The sequence below is a fragment of the Longitalea arenae genome (genome assembly GCF_016924755.1).
GTDB lineage: Bacteria > Bacteroidota > Bacteroidia > Chitinophagales > Chitinophagaceae > Niastella > Niastella arenae.
Map to the genome: position 1 here is coordinate 184052 of NZ_JAFFJX010000001.1, position 21189 is coordinate 205240.

Sequence of the window (21189 nt, forward strand, 5' to 3'; positions counted from 1 at the left end):
GGTGAGCAACGCAACTCACTCCCCCGGATAATACTTCCGCTCCATGTTCTTCATTACATCGTCCTTATAAAACAAAACATCTTTAAAAATGCCTTTGGTGTACATTTCGGCCTGATCGCCGAAATGCTTGGAGGCGGGATTGCCGCTTTCACCGCCCGTCAATAATGATTTCGCCTTTATCTTTTTGCCAAATTCAATGGCGCATACAAAGCTGTTGCCATTGTAGCCATATCTTTTTTTGTTGCCAGCATTGTACCGGCTAACAAACGATGGCAAACAACCCCAGGTAGAGGCTGCCATACCCACGGGCAGGCTTGGCTTGTTATCGTCATAAGTTTCCTGCAGTTTGCCGGTCAACCGCTGGTACCGGTTGATGGTTCCCCAGCTGGTTTTCCACGTGCCATACCTGCCAGTCAATTCATTAACGACAGATAACAAGGTGCCGGCCAACTCTGAGATCGATGCCGTGCTTGCATATTCATGCACACGGGTAACCATATCCACTTCTTTACCATTCACCCGAACCTGGTTGATCAATGTCTGTAATTTTTGGATCCACTCAATGGCCAATGTGGTGGCGACGGAATTGACGCCTGCCTTCAAGTCCCAATTCTTAAGCACGCTTATGGGTTCCACCAGCTTTATATAAATAGAATCGTTCTTTGAAAGGTCTTTTTCATAACCGTTTACCAGCGCTGGTATCAAATCTTCAAAAGCTGCCAGTGTAGTATTGTAACCTGCAGCGATCATTGAATCGATCGTAAACTTTTTTGCTTTTTCCAGCAAACGGGCAGCTGTTATTCCGCGAAAGTTTTCCGGTTCGGTAGCCATATACCGGGGATAATCTCCTTTTTTCGGACTGCTGCTGCCTGCAGCATTATATGGCGTTGAATTACAGTTTTGAATGAATCCGCTTGCCGGGTTGTAAAGGTGAATGGTTTGATCCAGCCGGTGGAATCCCTGCCAGACAGACGCGCGTGAACTGCCATCCACCGGCTTCGACCAGTCGAGCGTTGTATCGCGGCGGGGAATAAAATTGCCATGCCAGTAGGCAATATTCCCTTTGTCGTCGGCAAACACCGTATTGTTCGATGCGTTCGACAATAACTCCATACTCTTTTTAAATGACTCGAAGCCGGTTGCTTTCGTGCGTTGCCAGGATTGGATCAAGGCTTTCATCGACCGGTTCACTGCTTTTACACTGAGCCATTGACCGTCGCGGCTGCCCATGACCGGACCGTGATGCGTATACCAGGTATTGATGGTTTTTGTTTTTATGCTGTCGCCATCTTTATAATTCAAGGTGATTGCACGTTGCATTACCGGTATGTTCCTTTTATCATACTCGTACATTAGCTTTCCGTCTTTATTGAGCGTCTTTAATGCATAGAGGTCGGCTACGTCTGAATAACCGGAGGTATGCATCCAGCCGCAATGCTCGTTAAAACCCTGGTACACGAAGAGCTGTCCCCAGGTAACGGCTCCATATGCATTCAGCCCTTCTTCGCTGATCACATGTACTTCGGGCCGGAGATAAAAACTTACATGCGGATTGATATATAAAATGGCATTGCCCGATGCTGTACGGGCGGGGGCCAGCGCAAAGCCATTGGAACCGGTGGCTTCTTCCTCTTCTATTCTTTTGGTGAATACCGTAGCCGTTGTATCACTGGTATAGAACTTTTTCAATTCGTCGATCGAGAGGCCGCCACTTTGGATGGCTGCAATGCTGCCGTCGGTCCACATTAAATGGAACCAGGGCTCAAAGCGGCGAAGCAAGGCGGGTTTTACCGTTGGATGTTTATACAGGTAATAATTGATGCCATCGGCAAACGCATTGAGAAGTTTTTTTAACGAATCCGGACTGCGGATATAATCTCTTTTCGCTCCGACTGAATCGATCAGCAGGCGCGTGTACAGGTCGTTATACAACGCTTTTTCGCCCTGCACTTCGGCGCTTCTGCCTAAGATATCGATGTAATTATTTTCTACTCTTTTGAAATCGTCTTCGCACTGTGCATACAGTAAGCCAAAAACGCAGTCGGCGTCGGTTTTGCCATAGATATGGGGAATGCCCCATTTGTCGCGGATAATAGTCACCTGTTTTGCCTGTTGCTGCCAGCGCGTAATTTCTTCCTGCGTAAATTGTTGCTGGGCCAGCAATGATATTGGAAATAACAAGAGTAGAATCAGCTTCATGGGGGTAAAGTTAGTAACCAATTCGCAATAGACAACTGGCAATTGACAAGTTATACAGTGGTAAAAATTCCAGTTCCCGGTTGTCGGGTACTGCGCCGGCGCGTAGCTGCGTTTTAACTCCCGGCAACCGGCACCTGGTAACCGGTAACTCTATTTCTCTGTAACCTGAAACTTTTAAGCTGAACTCGACTTACTTATTATACGCCGGCCCATACAACGCCACCCCGCTCCTCACTCCGGTATGTTTGCCGTTTTCCACCACTAACTGCCCGTTCACCAACACATAATGAAAGCCGGTTGAATACTGGTGCGGCTTATCGAAGGTGGCATGATCGCTTACCGTTTTGTCATCAAAGATCACAATGTCTGCAGCCATACCTTCTTTCAGGAGTCCACGGTCTTTAAGCTGAAATTTTTGTGCGGCCAGTGAGGTCATTCGCCGGATGGCTTCTTCCAGCGTGATCACTTTTTCTTCCCGCACATATTTACCCAAAACGCGGGCATTAGTGCCATAGCCTCTTGGATGCGGCATGCCTTTACCAGGTACAGGAACGCCGGCATCTGCCCCGGTCATGCAAAACGGGTAGCGCATTATGTATTTCACATCTTCTTCATTCATGCTGTGGTACACCATCTGTGCGCCGCCTTTTTCCACCATATCCATAATGGTTTCGGCTTCCTGCGCCGCTTTTGATTTGCGCCCGATCAGTTTGTTGATCTCGGTAATGCTTTTGCCGTTATAGCTGCTGTCGGCCGAATAATTGGCCACCACACAATAACTGTAATTTTTGAATTTGTAATTACGAAGCTGGTCGAGCATTTCTTTTTTGATCTGCGCCCTTATTCGGGGGTTATGCAAGCGGGCGATCAAAGAATCATTACCACCGGCAAAGGCCCAGTCGGGCAGGCGTACGCCCAGGTTGGTACTGCTGGCCGTGTAAGGATATTGATCAATGGTCACATCCCAGCCTTCCTGCCGCGCCTGCTGAACAAGTCCTAAGGTAATATGGCTGGTGCCCCAATTGGCCTTACCACCGATCTTAAAATGCGAGATCTGCACGGGAATGTTTGCCGACCGGCCGATATTGATGGCTTCATTAATGGCATCAACCGCCTTGCTTTCTTCATTGCGAATATGCGACGCGTAGATGCCATTGTATTTGGATGCTGCTTTTGCGAGTGCTACCACTTCCTCGGTGTTGGCAAAAGTGCCGGGAATATAAATAAGGCCGGTGCTGATGCCCACTGCACCCTGTTTCATGGCTTCTTCTACCAGCGATTCCATTTGTTGTTGTTCAGCTGCAGTCGGTAAGCGGTTATCGCGCTGCATCACCTGCTGGCGAACAGTGTTATGTCCCATTAAAGAAGCTACGTTGATGGAAGGATGTAAGCTGTCGATACGATAAAAAAACTCTTTGAGGTTGGAAGAAGAGCCGCCGCAATTGCCCGTAATAACAGTGGTTACGCCATCGTATATATAATTATCGGCTGTGGGCCATTGAAAAATACCGCCTTCAATATGTCCGTGCACATCAATGAACCCCGGGGCAATGATCATTTTGTTGGCATCAATGATCTTTGGGGCAGCGTAATCGGTAAGCTTTCCAACGGCCAGGATCTTGCCGCCCGCAACAGCTACATCGCCATAAAACCAGGAGTTGCCCGTACCGTCGATAATGCGGCCGTTTCTAATAAGTATATCGCAGTTGGTTTGGCCGGTGCCAGCGATGCCTGCCAGCAGGAATAAGGCCGTTAGTAATTTTCTCATAGTCGTTTAAAATTAGGCAACCATTTTTACATTTTTCATTGCGTTTTTTTGCGGGGCGCTCATGATAAAAAATCTCTATAACCGCCTGATCCATTGAGCCATGAATGCGGATGAATCGTTGTATTGCACCCTCACGGGCATTCGGATACAAGCAGTACTGTTGACAAATTTCCACAGCATAATGGCCGCTGAAAGCCGCGCCCAACGGGGGCTGGAATGATTATTTAAGATATTGTGAGAAATGGATTCTTATGAAAAAGACCAATTACTTTTTTCACATGCTGTTCGCGTTGAGCATGTGCGGCTTAATGTATTGTGCAAATGACGGAGCATCCAAAGACGACGGCGTATCGAAAGATGCGCAGGGCTATGATAGTACCACGGCCCATGATCAGCAAAGTTCAGATTCAGCCAGTTCGGTACATCATGTAGATCCGGCCAACGCTTATCCGCAACCTCCGGTTACAGGTTCTAACCAGGATAACAGCCGTACCAAAGATTCTGGCAAAATAAAAGATACGCCCAACAGGCCAGGTTATTAATTCCTGGGAAGTTTAAGCGTCGGCATATACAGCTGGTCGCGGAGCCGCCCCCGGCGGAACATTCGAGCGCGGTCAGCTGCAAATAATCAATGTTTTATTTTGGTTGGTTTTGTATCTGTACAAAAAAAGAAGGGGCCTTATGGCTCCTTCTTTTTTCTATAGTTGAATAAGTGATTAATCAAGCGATTTCAGCCATTTAACCAGGTCGTCCCTGGTTTTACCAGTCTTTTCCTGCATACGGCCCAGCCATTCGTCATCTTTGCCTTCTTCATACTTAATATCATCGTCAGTTAAGTTGCCAAAGGCTTGCTTGATCTTTCCTTTCCACTTATTCCAGTTGCCTTTAATTTCTAATCTGTCCATAACTGTCTTTTTTAATAACAGTTAAAATCTTGTGCCACCATTAATCTGTTGTGGCGCCTTTTTCCCCAACAAACCATTGCTCTTTATTCCTGAACAACACATTAAAGGTGGTCAATGAACCATAGATACGGGTAATGTATTGCTGCAGGTTCACTTTGTCTTCGTCGCTCAATTGTTTATGCGCATTGATCTGCTGTTCCAGCACCCGCAGGCGGTCGCGCAGCATCACGATCTTGTGAAAGAACACATCGATGGGAATGTCTTTTCCTTTCTGGGTTTTATCGGCCGGTTGCAATATCATGGTGCCGCCTTTCCAGCGATCGCCCAATGGAACGATCTCCTGGAAGCCGCCCCATAAGCGCAATATCTTTAAAAGTGATCGTTCTACATCACTGTGCGTTTCTATTTCTGCGGTAACATTTTCAGGAATTATCTCTTCGAGATGACTATCATTTTTATCAATCTCTTTAATGCCATGATGAATAAAAGAAATGAGGTAGGTTGCGTATCTGATACCTACAATTACACCGGGGCCGTGTTGCCGGTGTTGTAAACGGGTTCCGATGCCGAGGTTCAATTGATCCATATCATACATTTTCAATCTGAAATATACAATGAGTTTTTCATTAATATATTTATCGTGTAGGTAAAGTATGTCACTTATTTCCGGCAAAGCTCATAAAGTATACACGTTACAGCATCTTTAACTGTAACGGTTGCCGATCTTACTTTACCGTTAGCGGTGGTATGGCCATTCTGCAGTGTGCTTCATTAATAATTCATGGCCTGGTAAACAAGCACTTTATACAGGTTGCCAAGATTGCCCCAACTCGTAGGCCAGATGTTGCGGTAAAGTAATCCGATCAGTTTTTCTTTGGGATCTACCCAATAGGTAGTGGAAAACATACCACCCCATTCGAAAGTGCCTTCCTGTGTGGGCAATACAGCGCTGCCTTTTTCAGTCGTTATACCGAAGCCCAGTCCGAACTTGTTGGGACCGCGGCTGATATCGCCGATCTGATTCATCGTCATCATGCGAACACTGTTATGGCTGAGCAAGCGTTTGCCATTGTATTCACCGCCGTTCAATAGCATTTGCAGAAAAATGGCATAATCATAAATGGTAGAGGACAGGCCGGCGCCGCCTGAATAGTATGTGCCTTTCATATTGGGGTAATCGCGGAACATTTCATTTACCACGTTCACTCTTTCATTCATTTTTACCAGCTTTTTGGTGGCGCTGTCTTCGGTATACAGCATGACCAGCCGTTTTTGTTTGTCGGCCGGCAAATAAAAGTAAGTGTCCTTCATGCCTAAAGGCTCAAAAATGCGTTTGTGAAAAAAATCCTTCAGGCTCATGCCCGATACCACTTCTACCAGGTAACCCAATACATCAGTATTCAAACCATAGGTGAACTTTTCTCCGGGCTGATGAAAAAGCGGAAGCGTGCCGAGGATCTTCATTTTCTCGGCGAGGATATAGTTAGGAACTCCAATTCCGCCAACTACGCCAGCCTTGGCATAAATAGCTTTCGCTTCTGCAGAACCGATCTGTGCATACCCTAGTCCACTGGTATGTGTAAGCAGATCGCGAATGGTGATCTCGCGTTTGGCGGGAACGGTCGTATAGGTAGTGTCTGCTTTATTATATTTATCGATCACCCTGGGGTTTTTAAACTCGGGGATGAAGTTTGAAATAGGATCGTCCAGCATGAATTTTCCTTCTTCATATAACATCATCACGGCTACGCTGGTAATAGCTTTAGTTTGAGAGGCAATGCGGAAGATGCCATCTTTGGGTAGCGGCGCTTTGGTATCAATGTCGTTGTAGCCAAAATTTTTATAATATACGATCTTGCCTTCATGCACGATCATCGCCACGGCTCCGTTAATTCTTCCCTTGTCAACATACTCCTGTAATGCAGTATCAATGCGCGCCAACCGCTTCGATGAAAATCCACTGGCTTCAGGGCTCGTTGCCATACTCAAAACAGGATGGCCAGAGTGGTTAACGGAATTGGAATGATTCGACTGGCAAAAACCAATGGTAATACCAAGCAGGATAACTGAAATTGTGCTGGCGAGCTTTCTCATGGTTACATGAAATATTTAGAATGGAAGATAATACTATAATTGAAAAAAAATCAAGGCATGGAAAACTTACCGGTTGCCGGATCGCCGGAAAGCAGTTAGGTGTTTCATGGTTCAGACGACCGGGAAATAGGGTCACCGGTTACCAGATAACAATACATGTTTTTGAAGTTACCGGGTAATACAGGCTTACTGCAGCGCCATTGAGGTAACAGTGTGCCCATTGTCATCCTCTGTGACGGAATAAGCGTTTTGAAAACCGGCAAGCGGTAACTGGTGACCGGTTAGTCTTCCTTTCTCAACTCGCCCATAATTTGCTTCAACTTCGTGTATTTTTCAAAGCTCTGCTTAATATAAGATTGCAGTTCGTAGTCAGTAGCGGTTTCTATAAATACGAGATCGGGGCGGTAGCGTTTCATGAAGGTATCCAACTCGGCGCCGCGCAGCCCCGTAAGGCGCACCACCAATGGCCGGCTGAATCGGTGATCAATGAACTTTTCTTTTTCTTCCAGGATCAACCGGTCCCTGAATGCCGCCATACGCCGGTTCTTGCGGAAGTTAAATACGTCTATTAGCTGGTCAAGGTCAACACCCACGGCTGCATTTTGGGTGGTGGGGGTAACGATGCCGAGGCCGGGCTTTTTATAATTGAATGCTTTAGCGTATTCTTCGCGGTTGGCAAGAGAATCGAGATGGTAATTCCGCTGCTTTACCATAATGGGTTTTAGTTCAGTAACATTTACATGCAGGGAAATTTCAAAGTTCTGCTGATTGGGGATCCCTGCTACGGGATATTTGGGCGTGCCTTTGCCGAGGTAAGAGAACCAGATGGAGTCGGTATCCCTTACATACAGCGAATACCGGCCCAGCGAATCGGTGCTCGTTCCTGTGCCGCCTGTGCTCATTACACTCACCGATGCCAACGGGATCTGTTGTGTCATATCGAATACTTTCCCTTTAACCTGTATTTGTACCTGGCAAAGGGTGGTAAACGAACAGGAAACCAGTAAAATCAGAATTATGTACCGTTTTAAGATCAAGCTGGTGTAATTAAGATTGTGATATTACTGCAAGAAAATGACATATATACAAACCGGCCAATTTTAACGGCGATTTTGCAGTTCGCGGATCAGTTTCTCAACAATGAGGGGATAATGCTCATGTTCCAGTGCATGGATCTTTTCGGCCAGTGTGTCGGCATTGTCGTTTTCATCGACAGTGCAGCGTGCCTGGAAGATGAGTTTCCCGTGGTCGTACAATTCATCAACATAATGAATGCTGATACCACTTTCCTTGTCTTTGGCAGCGATCACTGCTTCATGAACAAAGCGGCCATACATACCTTTACCGCCATACTTGGGCAACAGGGCGGGATGTATGTTAATAATACGTTGGGAATACGCCTGGATCAATGCAAGGGGAACTTTCCATAAAAAGCCTGCGAGTACAATAAAATTTACATTATGTTGTTTTATTTCGTCGACGTAGGCATTGCCGCGAAAGAACTGTTCCTTCTCTATTAATAAAGTGGGAATATTTTCTCTTTGTGCAATTGATAATACGCCAGCGCCTGGTTTGTTGCAAACAATTAATGCTATTTTAATTTGGGATTGTTGCCGGAAATGATCAATGAGCTTTTGCGCATTCGTTCCTGTACCCGATGCAAAGATGGCAACGTTAATAGTCTGCATATTATTAATATCTACGTTTAAGTTCTTATTCGGGGAGTTATCATTATCTGTTGACCTGTTACCGATTAGTTTCATCCGTTGAAGGATCTTCTTTTCATACTTCCAGAAAAAATTGAATTGTCCGAAAGGAATGGAGAAGAGAAGAATTAGTACCTGGTAGCCGAAGAGCAGGATACCGATCTTAATGGCCCAGTACCAAAAAGAGGATGCGTTCAGCTGTAACCATATAGTCACCTGCCTCGTTAACCAGGCGGTGGTTGTGCCGGTAACAGCAAAAACACACAGTATTAAAAATAACTGGGTGCCAGATACGTTCCATTTTTGTTTCAGCCGTTGAAACATGAACGCAAAAGTGCAGGAAAAATTTGGGGTGAAGAAAAGTCAATTTACCTGTGTTGAAATAGTTAGTTGTCACATTGACAAAAGCATGACATTTCTGACTGAACCGTTTTAACAGAGGGGGTAAAATCGGCTGAAACCCGCGCCCAGCCTGCATTAAAAAAATTTTAAACAGGTTGTGATTTTGTTAATTTCCTGACTTATTTTTGCACCCAATTCGGGAAATTTTTCCACATAATTTCATCATATCCAACAATATGATTGATCATAGAGCAAACGTTAAGCGAACCCTCTTCAGTGCATTGTTCTTTTTACTATTGTCGTTCGGAAATAAGATTTTAGCCCAGGATGGTAGAGCAATATTCCAGGATAACTGTGCTTCTTGTCACGCTGTGTTCAAAGATCTTACCGGCCCGGCATTAGGTGGAGTAACAACACGTGGCCCCTGGACTGATCGTAAAAAACTTTACGACTGGGTTCATAATCCGGCTAAGTTTATGGCTTCTGATCCCTATACCCAAGGGTTGAAGCAAAAGTATGGCGGTACGGTAATGACGCCGTTTCCATCATTGTCAGAAAAAGAGATCGATGCCGTAATTGATTACGTAGAGAAAACATTCAAAGCCGGCCCGCCCACTGCCTCAACAGGCACACCACAGGGAGCATCAGGTGCCCAGGTGATGGGTGAAAGTGATAACTCGATCCTGTATGGCGTACTCACTCTGATCCTTGCCATTGTTGCATTGATCATGTTGCAGGTGAACAGCAATCTTAAAAAGCTGGCCGACGACAGAGAGGGTGTTCCTTCTTACGAGCCGATCCCATTCTATCGCAACAAATCTTACATCACTATCTTAACGCTGATCCTTTTCGTAGTTGGCGGATATTATATAGTGAAAGGTGCTATCGGTTTAGGCCGCAGTACAAACTATCAACCAGAACAACCGATCTACTACTCACATAAGGTACACGCAGGTCAAAACCAGATCAGCTGTTTGTATTGCCACGGTGGTGCTATGGAAGGTAAACATGCCAACATTCCTTCGGTGAATGTTTGTATGAACTGTCACATGACCATCAGTGAATATACTGGCAGCGCCGGTAAACTGTTCCGCGAAGATGGTACTGAAGTGAACGGAACTGCAGAAATTCAAAAGATCTATGCAGCTGCCGGCTGGAACCCCGCTACCAAAACATACAGCGGTAAAGGTTCAGAAGTTCAGTGGATCAAAATTCACAACCTGCCTGATCACGTATATTTCAGCCACGCGCAACACGTGAATGCTGGTAAGGTACAATGTCAAACCTGCCACGGCGACATTCAGAAAATGGATGAAGTAAAACAAATTGCCGACCTGAGCATGGGCTGGTGTATCAACTGTCACCGCACGACTAAAGTTAACTTTGGCGGTAAGGGCGAAGAAGGCAATAAGTTCTACAGCATCTATAAAAAATATCACGACGAGATCAAAGAAGGCAAGAGAGATAGTGTAACAGTGAATGATATCGGTGGATTAGAGTGTCAAAAATGTCACTACTAATAGCAATGTGCTAATGTGCCGATTTGCTAATGTGCTGATGAGTTTCTTAACCCGTTTAGATGTAATATTTGATCATGCAGCCGTATAAAATTCTGATGGTTACATTATCAAATTATTGAATTATCAAATTTTCAAATCAAAAGATAAATGGCTAATAAAAAGTACTGGCAGAGTTTCGGAGAGCTCAATAACAGTGAGGCCTATGAAAAGACGATTTCGAACGAATTCAAGGAAGAATTGCCGTTTGAAAGTGCAGATAAAAAAGGATTGGAAACCAGTCCTGCCTCCCGTAGAGACTTTTTGAAATATCTTGGTTTTAGTACAGCGGCCGCAATCGCCGCAGCCAGTTGCGAAACTAAGGTTAGAAAGGCGATCCCCTATGTAAATAAGCCGCAGGATATGGTGCCTGGCGTTGCTGATTACTATGCTACTACTTATGTGAGTGGCGGTGAAGCAATTCCGGTTGTAGCCAAAGTGCGCGACGGACGTCCCATTAAATTAGAAGGTAATACCCTTTCCACTTTCACTAAAGGTGGTTCTTCAGCCCGGATGCAGGCTTCGGTGCTCGATCTGTATGATACAGCCCGTTTACGCCATCCGATGGCAAACAACTCAGCTACGAGTTACGAAGTAATTGACCGCGATATCAAGGGCGCTTTAGCCGCCATCGGCGGTGGTCAGCTGGTATTATTAACTTCTACCATCAATTCGCCTTCTACCAAACAGGTTATCGCAGAATTCTTAGCAAAATACCCCAACAGCAAGCACGTTCAGTTCGATGCCGTTTCTTACAGCGGGATGTTACTGGCCAACGAAGCTACTTTTGGCAAACGTGCTATCCCTTCTTACAATTTCGAAAATGCACAAACTATAGTGAGCCTTGGCGCTGACTTCCTGTGTACCTGGTTGAGCCCTGTTGAATTCCAGCATGGCTACAGCAAGAACCGTAAGGTTACGGAGACGAAGTTAGACATGAGCAAACACTACCAGTTCGAAAGCATGATGAGCACCACCGGTGCTGCTGCCGACGAGCGTTTTGTACACCGCCCTTCTGAGGCAGGTATCGTGGCAGCTGCTTTATTAAGCGCTGTGAACGGCCAGGGTGCTGCAGGCGTTACTGGCAAATTGAAAGCAGGAATTGAAAAAGCGGCTAAAGACCTGGTTGCCAACAGGGGCAAAGGCCTGGTGATAAGCGGCAGCAACAATACACAGGTTCAGATCATTGTAAACGCCATCAACGAAGCCATCGGTGCCTACGGTTCTACCATCAGCTGGGCGGCCCCCATTCTGATGCACCAGGGTGTTGACAGCGAAATGGTTGCCCTGGTTCAGGATATGGAAGCCGGCCGGGTAGGAGCCCTGCTGATCTATGGCGCCAATCCTGCTTACGAATATTTCGACGCAGAACGTTTCAAGAAAGGGTTGAAAGCCGTTAAACTGTCTGTTTCTTTTAACGACAGAAGAGACGAAACAACTCAATTGTGTAAATATGTATTACCGGCTCCTCACTTCCTCGAAAGCTGGGGTGATGCTGAACCGAAAGCCGGTCATGTGAGCCTGATACAGCCTACTATCAATCCGCTGTTCGAGTCAAGACCTTTTGAACAGTCATTGTTGAACTGGGCGGGCAATAACACCCGTTGGGATGTTTACCTGAAGAACTTCTGGATCGCAAAATTAGGCAGCCAGAACACATTCAATAAAGCATTGCAGGACGGTGTAATTGAAACCCCTGCTGCAGATACGGGCGCTGGCGGCTTCAATGGTGCTGCAGTAGCCCAGGCAGTTTCCGCGGCCAACGCCATGAAAAAGAACAGTGAGTATGAAGTGGTGATCTATCAAAAAGTGGGTGTTGGTGATGGTAAACAAGCGAACAACCCCTGGTTGCTCGAACTGCCCGATCCTATCACGCGCGTAAGCTGGGATAACTATGCGATCGTATCGCCCGTAGTGGCCAAAAAACTGTTTGGCATCGATCTGAACGACAGAGGATCTGCCGATGACTACGAGGTTAATGTAAAGAAGCCTGTTATCAAGGTTAAAGTTCGTGGTAAAGAAGTAGAACTTCCTATTATAGTAGTTCCGGGTACACAGGAAAATACCATTGCGATCGCCGTTGGTTACGGCCGCGATAAAGGTGTGGGCCGCGCTGTAATGGCTGCTGATGGCGGTACTTTAGGTAAGAACGCCTATCCGTTTTTGAACTTCAACGGTGCAACCTTTGAATGGAGTGGAATGGCTGAAGTGTCCAAAACCGGCGATTTTTACAAAGTTGCCCAGGCACAAACACATAACAGCTACGAAGGCCGCCATTCTGTTATCCGTGAAGTATCGCTGGATGAATATAAAAAAGAACCTGCGATCGTTCGCAACGAAAGAGCTGCTGAACTGAAGAATTTCGGCGGTCTCGAGAAATTTGAGAAAGAGGGCACCCTTTATCCCGTGTACGAGCGTCCGGGCATCAAATGGGGCATGAGCATCGACCTGAACAGCTGTTTCGGTTGCGGTGCCTGTGTGGTAGCCTGTCATATCGAGAACAACGTTCCAATCGTAGGTAAACATGAGGTAATGCGTTACCACGATATGCACTGGTTGCGTATCGACCGTTACTTCAGTGGTAATCCCGATGATGCGGAAAGCATTCAAACGGTATTCCAGCCGATGCTGTGCCAGCACTGCGACAACGCGCCTTGCGAAAACGTATGTCCGGTGGCTGCTACGCACCACAGTGCTGAAGGTATCAACATGATGGCTTACAACCGCTGTATCGGTACCCGTTATTGCGCCAATAACTGTCCTTATAAAGTACGTCGTTTCAACTGGGCCGATTATACCGGCGCCGACAGCTTCCAAAACAACCAACAACCGCTGGTTGATGAAGGAAACCTCGACGATGTAGTGCTGATGATGAACGATGATCTTACCCGTATGGTGCTGAACCCCGATGTTACGGTTCGCAGCCGCGGTGTAATGGAAAAATGTTCATTCTGCGTACAAAGAGCACAAGCTGGTAAACTGGAAGCTAAAAAAGCAAACCGTCCTTTACAGGATAGCGATTTCCAGACTGCCTGTCAGCAGGCATGTTCAGCTGATGCTATCGTGTTCGGTAATGTGAACAATACAGATAGCGCGATCTTCAAAACACGGAAAGAGAACGATAACCGTATTTACTTCGCGCTGGAAGAAATTCACACTATGCCGAATGTGAACTATCTGGCCAAAGTGAGAAATTCACATGAGATCAGCAATGGCGGTGTACTGGGAACCAGTGTTAGTGGTTCAACCCATACCCCTGCCGTTGAACATGGCGCAGAACATAAGTAAGTTAGAGGTTAAAAAAGAGTTTGAAAGGTGAACCACTCACCACAGACATATAAATTTCCCGGCTAACATTTTTCCGGCCGAAGGCAGGAAGGTAATAGCTAAAAGCATATAACATGGCATTATTAAGATACGAATCGCAAGTAAGACCTCCGCTGGTAGAAAATGATAAGAATTATCACCAGGTAACGGAAGATATTGTGCGTCCTATTGAAGCAAACCCAACCCGCCTCTGGTGGATCGGTTTTCTTATCTCAGTTGGTTTGTTACTTTTTGGTGTGTATTCAATTTACCGGGAGGTAACCTATGGGGTAGGTCAGTGGAACCTGAACAAAACAATCGGTTGGGGCTGGGATATCACCAACTTCGTATGGTGGGTGGGTATCGGTCACGCCGGTACACTGATCTCGGCGATCCTCTTGCTGTTCCGCCAGGGATGGAGAACAGGGGTGAACCGCGCCGCTGAAGCGATGACCATCTTTGCGGTAATGTGCGCCGGTCAGTTCCCGATCTGGCACATGGGTCGCGTTTGGATGGCCTTCTTCGTACTTCCTTATGCCAATACCCGCGGTCCGTTATGGGTAAACTTTAACTCACCGCTGTTGTGGGACGTATTCGCGATCTCTACATATTTCACTGTATCATTATTGTTCTGGTATTCTGGTTTGATCCCTGACCTCGCTACCGTACGTGACCGCGCCCGGTTGAAATGGCGTAAATTTATGTATGGTCTGCTGTCATTCGGGTGGACTGGTTCTACCAAACACTGGCAACGCCATGAAAGTTTATCACTGGTACTGGCTGGTATGAGTACCCCCCTGGTATTATCAGTGCACACGGTGGTATCTTTCGACTTCGCCACTTCCGTTATTCCAGGCTGGCACACCACCATCTTCCCGCCTTACTTCGTTGCGGGTGCCATCTTCTCGGGCTTTGCGATGGTGCAAACCCTGCTGTTGATCAGCCGTAAGGTGCTGAACCTCGAAGAATATATCACTATCGAGCACATCGAGGTGATGAACAAAGTAATCGTATTGACCGGTTCTATTGTAGGTGTTGCCTACCTGACCGAGTTGTTCATATCATGGTATGGTCAAAACCCGAATGAAGGCTGGGCATTCGCTCAAAACAGGTTGAACCTGTTCAGCCCTTATGGCTGGAGCTACTGGCTGATGATGGGATGTAACGTGATCTCTCCGCAGATCTTCTGGTTCCGGAAACTGCGCCGCAACCTGGTCGTTACCTTCTTCATGTCGGTGATCGTAAACATCGGTATGTGGTTCGAACGTTTTGTGATCATTGTTACTTCTATCTACCGCGATTACCTGCCCAGTAGCTGGAGTACTTACTATGCACCTACTATCTGGGAAATCGGTTTCTACCTGGGTACCTTCGGTTTGTTCTTCACCTGCTACTTCCTGTTCTCGAAATTCTTCCCCGTAATTGCGGTGGCTGAGATCAAGCACATCCTGAAGAAATCAGGTGAAAGCTACAAGAAGAATATGTATCATATTGAAAAGGAAAGTACTGAGCATTTCTATAATGAGGTTCATCACGACCATCATTAATAGTTACGATAGAAAGGAAATATAGAATTACAGAAATCCGAAATAAGAACTATCAAAATCTTTATATGGCTGTTAAAAAATTTGTTGTTGGTTGTTTTGATGATGAGGGGCCGTTATTTGATGCCGTTAAAAAAGTACGCAAATCAGGTTATAAACTGCATGATGTGTATACCCCATTTCCCATCCACGGCTTAGACAAAGCCATGGGATTAAGGGATACCAGCCTGCACACAGCCGGATTCTTATACGCCATTTTTGGTACTACTTCCATGTTATCATTCATGACATGGGTATTTACTGCAGACTTTCCGTTGAACGTTGGTGGTAAACCGCATTTCGCATTACCAGCGTGGATACCTATCACTTTTGAGTTTACCGTATTGTGCTCCTGCGTGGGTATGGTGATCACTTTCATGTACCTGTGCCAGTTAGCACCTTTTGTAAAAAAGCATCACTTCCACCTGCGTGCTACCGATGATAAGTTTGTAATGGTTATTGAGTTAACCAGTAAGACAAACGAAAGTGAAGTTAGTTCATTCCTTACCGGTCTTGGCGCCACAGAAGTGAATGTACAGAATGCCGAAACCGGCTGGTGGTTAGGCAGATACGATAAAGAACAAAAATTGTTTGTTGAAGGTCAAAGCGAAACTGTTTCTGCATAATATCTGAATACTTAAAGATGAAAAAATTATCAATTATTTCTGTTTTAGTGATGGCTGTGATAGTTTGGAGTTGCAGTGACGTACGTAGAAGTCCGGGCCGCGTGTATATGCCTGATATGGGTTATAGCCGGGCCATCGAAACCTATGCGCCTATAGATACACTCGCGAAGCAGGGTATTAATTATAACCGCATGCCGGTAGTTGGTACTATCAAACGCAACGAATTACTGCCTTTCCCACTGCTGGCAGATAAAGCTGGCGACACTGCCAACTACATTGCATCTATGCAGATCGCTAATCCTTTACCAGCGTTGAATGCCGTTCAGATGAAAGAAGCAGAACGTTTATATCTTGTTAACTGCGGTATTTGCCATGGTACTGCGCTTGATGGTAATGGCCCCCTGTACAATGGTGGCAATGGACCGTACGCAGCAGCTCCTGCCAAACTGGTTGGCCAGGCCAAATATGAAAATATGCCTGAAGGCCAGATGATGTATTCTGTTACTTATGGCAGAGGGCAGATGGGAAGTTATGCTTCTCAGCTGAGCACTACACAACGCTGGATGATCATTCACTATGTGAAATCAAAACAAGGTGGTGGCAAGCAGCAAGCTGCAGCGGCAACCCCGGCTCAACCGGCTGATTCTGCTGCCGCTGTAAAAGATCCGGGTACTGGTCCGGGCACAGGCGCTCAACCCGTTGCTGATACAACAAAAAAATAACTGATACGAACACAGAACATATAAATTACTGATAATGGCTATTAAAGAAGTTTTCGCCATCCCCGCACGATACAGAACCTGGTCTTTGGCTTTGATGGGAGTCGGCATTTTATCTGTTATCATCGGTTTTTTCTTATACGGAACCGGTGAACATCCGGCAAGATTTTGGGCTACCATGTTGCAGAACAGCGTATTCTTTTTGCTGGTAACCAACGCTGCCATGTTTTTCCTTTGCGCCACTACCCTGGCTATGGGGGGCTGGCAACTGACTTTCGGACGGGTTACAGAAGCCATTTCTGTTGCAGTTATTCCTTTGGGTATTATAGCCTTTATAGTATTAATATGCCTGGTCACTGTTGACCCCCATGTTTATCACTGGCTGCACCCACACGGTGATAAGATCCTGGAAGGCAAATCAGCCTTTTTGAATAAAGGATTTTTCATTACCTGGACCATCCTTACCATTGGTTTGTGGATCGTACTGGGTTATAAAATGCGCCAGTTATCCCGGGAAACCGACAATGCGCCCCTGGGTGATCCTGAAACTGGCCGCAGATATATCTTCAAAAATACCGTTTGGGCTGCCATCTTCATCGTATGGTTTGCGTTGACAGTAATGTCTGTTACGCCCTGGTTCTGGTTAATGAGTATTGATGCACACTGGTATTCTACCATGTATAGCTGGTATACTTTCGCCAGTACTTTTGTGAGCGGTATGGCCCTCATCACCCTGTTTGTGGTGTTCCTCAAAAACCAGGGTTACCTGGAGTTTGCCAACGAAGAACATATCCATGACCTCGGTAAATTCATGTTCGCTTTCTCAATCTTCTGGACATACCTGTGGTTTGCACAATACATGCTTATCTGGTATGCAAACATTCCTGAAGAAACTGTTTATTTCAAATCGCGCGTAACCAGCAAGAACCACAGTGGTCCGTACACTGGCCTGTACTGGTTTATGTTCTGTATAAACTTCCTGGCTCCTTTATTAATATTAATGCGCCGGGGATCAAAAAGAAACTATACTACGGTTACGTTTATGGCGATCCTGATCATATTCGGTCACTGGTTGGATTTCTATCAAATGATCCACGCCAGCCTGTTCCCTGATCATGTTACCCTGAACCTGTTCGATTTTGGTGTGGCTGCCGGCTTTGTAGGGCTGATACTGTATGCAGTAGGAAATGCTTTGACAAAAGCGCCGCTGGTTGCCAAAAATCATCCGTTCATCAAAGAAAGTATTATCCATCATACCTAACCGGCAACACAGGTGTGATACTTATAAAACAACGAACTTAGTTTCGATAGTATAAAAATTATTGAAAGATCATGACAACTACCGGATTATTTTTGTTAGCTATTCTGGCGCTTGGGTTTCTGATAACATTTCAGATAGCCAAGGCGAGTGAGTATGTCTCCGTATTAAAAGGAGAAAAAAAGTCCTTCGAACAAAATAACAAGATCAATGGCTTCCTGATGGTAGTGTTCCTGGTGCTGGGTCTGATCGGGGTATACTGGTGCAACAAAGCGTTGTATCATAAAACACTGATGCCCTATCCTTCAGCTTCCGAGCACGGCGAGAACATCGATACCATGCTGAAGATTACATTGCTCATTACCGGTATTGTGTTTTTCATTACGCAGATCTTATTATTCTGGTTCGCTTATAAATACCAATACAGCGATAAAAGAAGAGCTTTCTATTATCCCCATAACAACAAACTGGAAGTTTTATGGACAACCGTTCCTGCTATTGCCCTGTGTACCCTGGTAGGTTTCGGTTTGTATTACTGGTTCAAGATCACCGGCGAAGCGCCTGCTAACGCAATGCAGGTAGAGATCACCGGCCGCCAGTTTGGTTGGATCTATCGCTATCCCGGCAAGGACAATGTGTTTGGTAAGAAATATTTCCGCATGATCGATGAAGCCGATGGCAATATCCTCGGCATGCTGTGGAAAGATTCTACCATGGAAACGCCCAATGGTGTTCAGAACCTGAAAGCCGACCCCACCGGATATGATGATATTATTCAAACATCGGCTATGTACCTGATCAAAGATCAACCGGTGAAACTCATCATCAATTCACGCGATGTGATCCATGACGTGGGTCTGCCTCATTTCCGCATGAAAATGGATGCCGTTCCAGGTACGCCAACAACTATGTGGTTTACTCCTAAGTATACTACAGAGGAAATGAAAAAAATTACCAATAATCCCAATTTTGAATATGAGATTGCCTGCGATCAAATGTGTGGTAACGGCCACTATTCAATGAAAGGGCTTATTAAAGTAGTAACCCGCGATGAGTTTGTTTTATGGCGGGCGAAACAACAGCCTGGTTACAAGGCGCCTACAAAAGCGGGTGATCCTGCGATCACTGAACCTGGTGCGCAACCTGCACCTGCTGCACAGCCGGCAGATACTGCAGCTGCAGGAGCTGGTGCGGTAGTACCCAAAGGAAACCTGGTAGCAGCACATAAATAGGTCAAATTCGAAACAGATTAATTACGACTTACAAAAAAAGATACAATGAGTCACGGTCACGCAGAAGTAATAACAACGCATGAAGTGCATCACGATGAGCATGGCGCGCATCATCACCACCAGTCGTTCATTACAAAATATATATTCAGCCAGGATCATAAGATCATTGCAAAGCAATTCCTGATCACTGGTATGATCTGGGCGATCATCGGTGGTTTGATGTCGGTGCTGTTCCGTTTGCAATTGGGATATCCCGACCAGACTTTCCCCTGGCTGGAAGATATTCTGGGCAACTGGGCCAGAGGTGGAAAGATCACCCCTGAGAATTATTATGCCCTGGTGACCATGCACGGTACCATCCTGGTGTTCTTCGTATTAACAGGTGGTTTGAGCGGTACATTCGCCAACTTCCTCATCCCTCTGCAATGCGGCGCCCGTGATATGGCTTCTCCCATGATGAACATGCTGTCGTACTGGTTCTTCTTCGGCGGTAGCATCGTTATGTTGTCTTCCCTGTTCATTCAAACCGGTCCGTTCAGCGGTGGTTGGACTGCCTACCCGCCATTGAGCGCCCTGGGTGATGCTTCACCTGGTTCTAAAACCGGTATGGACCTGTGGATCACCGCTATGGCCATGTTCGTGGTATCTTCCTTACTCGGTGGTTTGAACTACGTTTCTACTGTATTGAACCTGCGTACCAAAGGTATGAGCATGACCCGTTTGCCGTTGACCATCTGGGCCCTGTTCTTTACTGCGGTTTTAGGTATCTTATCTTTCCCTGTATTATTATCAGGTTTCATCCTGTTGCTGTTCGATCGTCACGCCGGCACCAGCTTCTACCTGTCAGATATTTATATTGCCGCTACTAACCAGGCATTACCTAATGAAGGTGGTAGCGCTATCCTGTACCAGCACCTGTTCTGGTTCCTGGGTCACCCCGAGGTATACATCATCCTGTTGCCTGCGATGGGTATGGCCTCTGAGATCTTATCAGTGAACTCGCGCAAACCGATCTTTGGTTATATGGCCATGGTGGGCTCCCTGTTCGCCATCACCATCCTTGCCTTCCTGGTTTGGGCGCACCACATGTTCGTAACCGGTTTGAATCCATTCCTGGGCTCGGTATTCGTACTGTTGACTCTGTTGATCGCGGTACCCTCTGCCATCAAAGTGTTCAACTGGTTAACTACCATCTGGAAAGCAAATATCAAGTTTACCCCGGGTATGCTGTTCGCATTGGGTTTTGTGAGCCTATTCATCTCTGGTGGTTTAACAGGTATCTTCCTGGGTAACTCTACATTGGATATTCACCTGCACGATACTTATTTTGTGATCGCGCACTTCCATATAGTAATGGGTGTATCGGCCTTTTTCGGAATGTTCGCCGGTATTTACCACTGGTTCCCCAAAATGTATGGCCGTTTTATGAATAATACCATGGCATACATCCACTTCTGGGGAACGCTGATTGGCGCTTACCTGATCTTCTGGCCAATGCACTACGAAGGTCTGGCTGGTATGCCCCGCCGTTACCTCGATTACAGCAACTGGTCTTCATTCAACCAGTTCGCTGATCTGAACAGGTTCATTTCTACAGTGGCAATGATCGTATTCGCATTGCAGCTGCTGTTCGTGTTCAACTTCTTCTACTCCATTTGGAAGGGTAGAAAAGTGACCACCCTGAATCCATGGGATGCTACCACCCTGGAGTGGACTACCCCCATCCACCCCGGCCACGGTAACTGGGAAGGTGAAATACCTGAAGTTCATCGCTGGGCTTATGACTATAGCAAGGATGGACGCGATTTCATTCCTCAAACCGAGCCGATCGGACCGAATGAATCGAAGCACTAATGGGAGCATATGCTAATTAGCTGATTTGCTAATGTGCCAAT

At 46.1% G+C, this 21189-nt stretch carries 16 protein-coding genes; 9 read left to right on the top strand and 7 right to left on the bottom strand.

All coding sequences use genetic code 11. The annotated features are described in order from the left end of the window. Positions 1 to 15 precede the first annotated feature (15 nt). Together JT717_RS00790 and JT717_RS00795 are read right to left on the bottom strand one after the other, a co-directional pair. Positions 16 to 2199: a penicillin acylase family protein gene (locus tag JT717_RS00790; protein ID WP_205508211.1), complete on the bottom strand. Its 2184-nt coding sequence runs from the start codon at positions 2197 to 2199 to the stop codon at positions 16 to 18. 190 nt (positions 2200 to 2389) lie between these two features. Further along, a complete protein-coding gene (locus JT717_RS00795; protein WP_205508213.1) occupies positions 2390 to 3967 on the bottom strand; it encodes an N-acyl-D-amino-acid deacylase family protein in 1578 nt (525 codons plus the stop codon). Positions 3968 to 4218: 251 nt separating this feature from the next. On the opposite strand from JT717_RS00795, the gene JT717_RS00800 reads away from it, so the two are divergent. Continuing rightward, positions 4219 to 4509, top strand: a complete 291-nt coding sequence (locus tag JT717_RS00800) for a hypothetical protein (RefSeq protein WP_205508215.1) — start codon at positions 4219 to 4221, stop codon at positions 4507 to 4509. Positions 4510 to 4683: 174 nt separating this feature from the next. On the opposite strand, the gene JT717_RS00805 is transcribed toward JT717_RS00800, so the two are convergent. From JT717_RS00805 to purN, 5 genes are all read right to left on the bottom strand, one after another. Beyond that, positions 4684 to 4872 carry a CsbD family protein gene (locus tag JT717_RS00805; protein WP_205508217.1) on the bottom strand — a complete coding sequence of 63 codons (189 nt, stop codon included), beginning with the start codon at positions 4870 to 4872 and terminating at the stop codon, positions 4684 to 4686. A 40-nt stretch (positions 4873 to 4912) separates the two neighbouring features. Beyond that, complete coding sequence (locus JT717_RS00810) at positions 4913 to 5458, bottom strand: DUF8685 domain-containing protein (RefSeq protein ID WP_205508219.1); 546 nt, start codon at positions 5456 to 5458, stop codon at positions 4913 to 4915. A 185-nt stretch (positions 5459 to 5643) separates the two neighbouring features. Next, positions 5644 to 6966 (bottom strand): serine hydrolase domain-containing protein, encoded by a 1323-nt coding sequence (locus tag JT717_RS00815; protein ID WP_205508220.1) that lies wholly within the window; start codon positions 6964 to 6966, stop codon positions 5644 to 5646. A 281-nt stretch (positions 6967 to 7247) separates the two neighbouring features. Next, entirely contained in the window at positions 7248 to 7904 is a 657-nt protein-coding gene (locus JT717_RS00820) for a hypothetical protein (protein ID WP_205508222.1), read from the bottom strand. A gap of 162 nt (positions 7905 to 8066) precedes the next feature. Next, entirely contained in the window at positions 8067 to 8996 is a 930-nt protein-coding gene (gene purN / locus JT717_RS28310) for a phosphoribosylglycinamide formyltransferase (protein WP_240347766.1), read from the bottom strand. A 254-nt stretch (positions 8997 to 9250) separates the two neighbouring features. Between purN and JT717_RS00830 the strand changes: the two genes are divergently transcribed. The 8 genes from JT717_RS00830 (at position 9251) to JT717_RS00865 (ending at position 21148) form a co-directional block, all read left to right on the top strand. After that, positions 9251 to 10534, top strand: a complete 1284-nt coding sequence (locus JT717_RS00830; RefSeq protein WP_205508223.1) for a c-type cytochrome — start codon at positions 9251 to 9253, stop codon at positions 10532 to 10534. Between the two features lie 147 nt (positions 10535 to 10681). Further along, positions 10682 to 13858: a TAT-variant-translocated molybdopterin oxidoreductase gene (locus JT717_RS00835; RefSeq protein WP_205508224.1), complete on the top strand. Its 3177-nt coding sequence runs from the start codon at positions 10682 to 10684 to the stop codon at positions 13856 to 13858. Between the two features lie 113 nt (positions 13859 to 13971). Then, positions 13972 to 15423 (top strand): NrfD/PsrC family molybdoenzyme membrane anchor subunit, encoded by a 1452-nt coding sequence (gene nrfD / locus JT717_RS00840; protein ID WP_205508225.1) that lies wholly within the window; start codon positions 13972 to 13974, stop codon positions 15421 to 15423. A gap of 65 nt (positions 15424 to 15488) precedes the next feature. Then, positions 15489 to 16085, top strand: coding sequence for a DUF3341 domain-containing protein (locus JT717_RS00845; protein WP_205508226.1), 597 nt, complete (start codon positions 15489 to 15491; stop codon positions 16083 to 16085). 17 nt (positions 16086 to 16102) lie between these two features. Continuing rightward, positions 16103 to 16807, top strand: a complete 705-nt coding sequence (locus JT717_RS00850) for a c-type cytochrome (RefSeq protein WP_205508227.1) — start codon at positions 16103 to 16105, stop codon at positions 16805 to 16807. Between the two features lie 34 nt (positions 16808 to 16841). After that, entirely contained in the window at positions 16842 to 18065 is a 1224-nt protein-coding gene (locus JT717_RS00855) for a quinol:cytochrome C oxidoreductase (protein WP_205508228.1), read from the top strand. Between the two features lie 71 nt (positions 18066 to 18136). Beyond that, positions 18137 to 19294: a cytochrome c oxidase subunit II gene (locus tag JT717_RS00860; protein ID WP_205508230.1), complete on the top strand. Its 1158-nt coding sequence runs from the start codon at positions 18137 to 18139 to the stop codon at positions 19292 to 19294. A 45-nt stretch (positions 19295 to 19339) separates the two neighbouring features. Next, positions 19340 to 21148 carry a cytochrome c oxidase subunit I gene (locus tag JT717_RS00865; protein WP_205508232.1) on the top strand — a complete coding sequence of 603 codons (1809 nt, stop codon included), beginning with the start codon at positions 19340 to 19342 and terminating at the stop codon, positions 21146 to 21148. Positions 21149 to 21189: the final 41 nt, after the last annotated feature.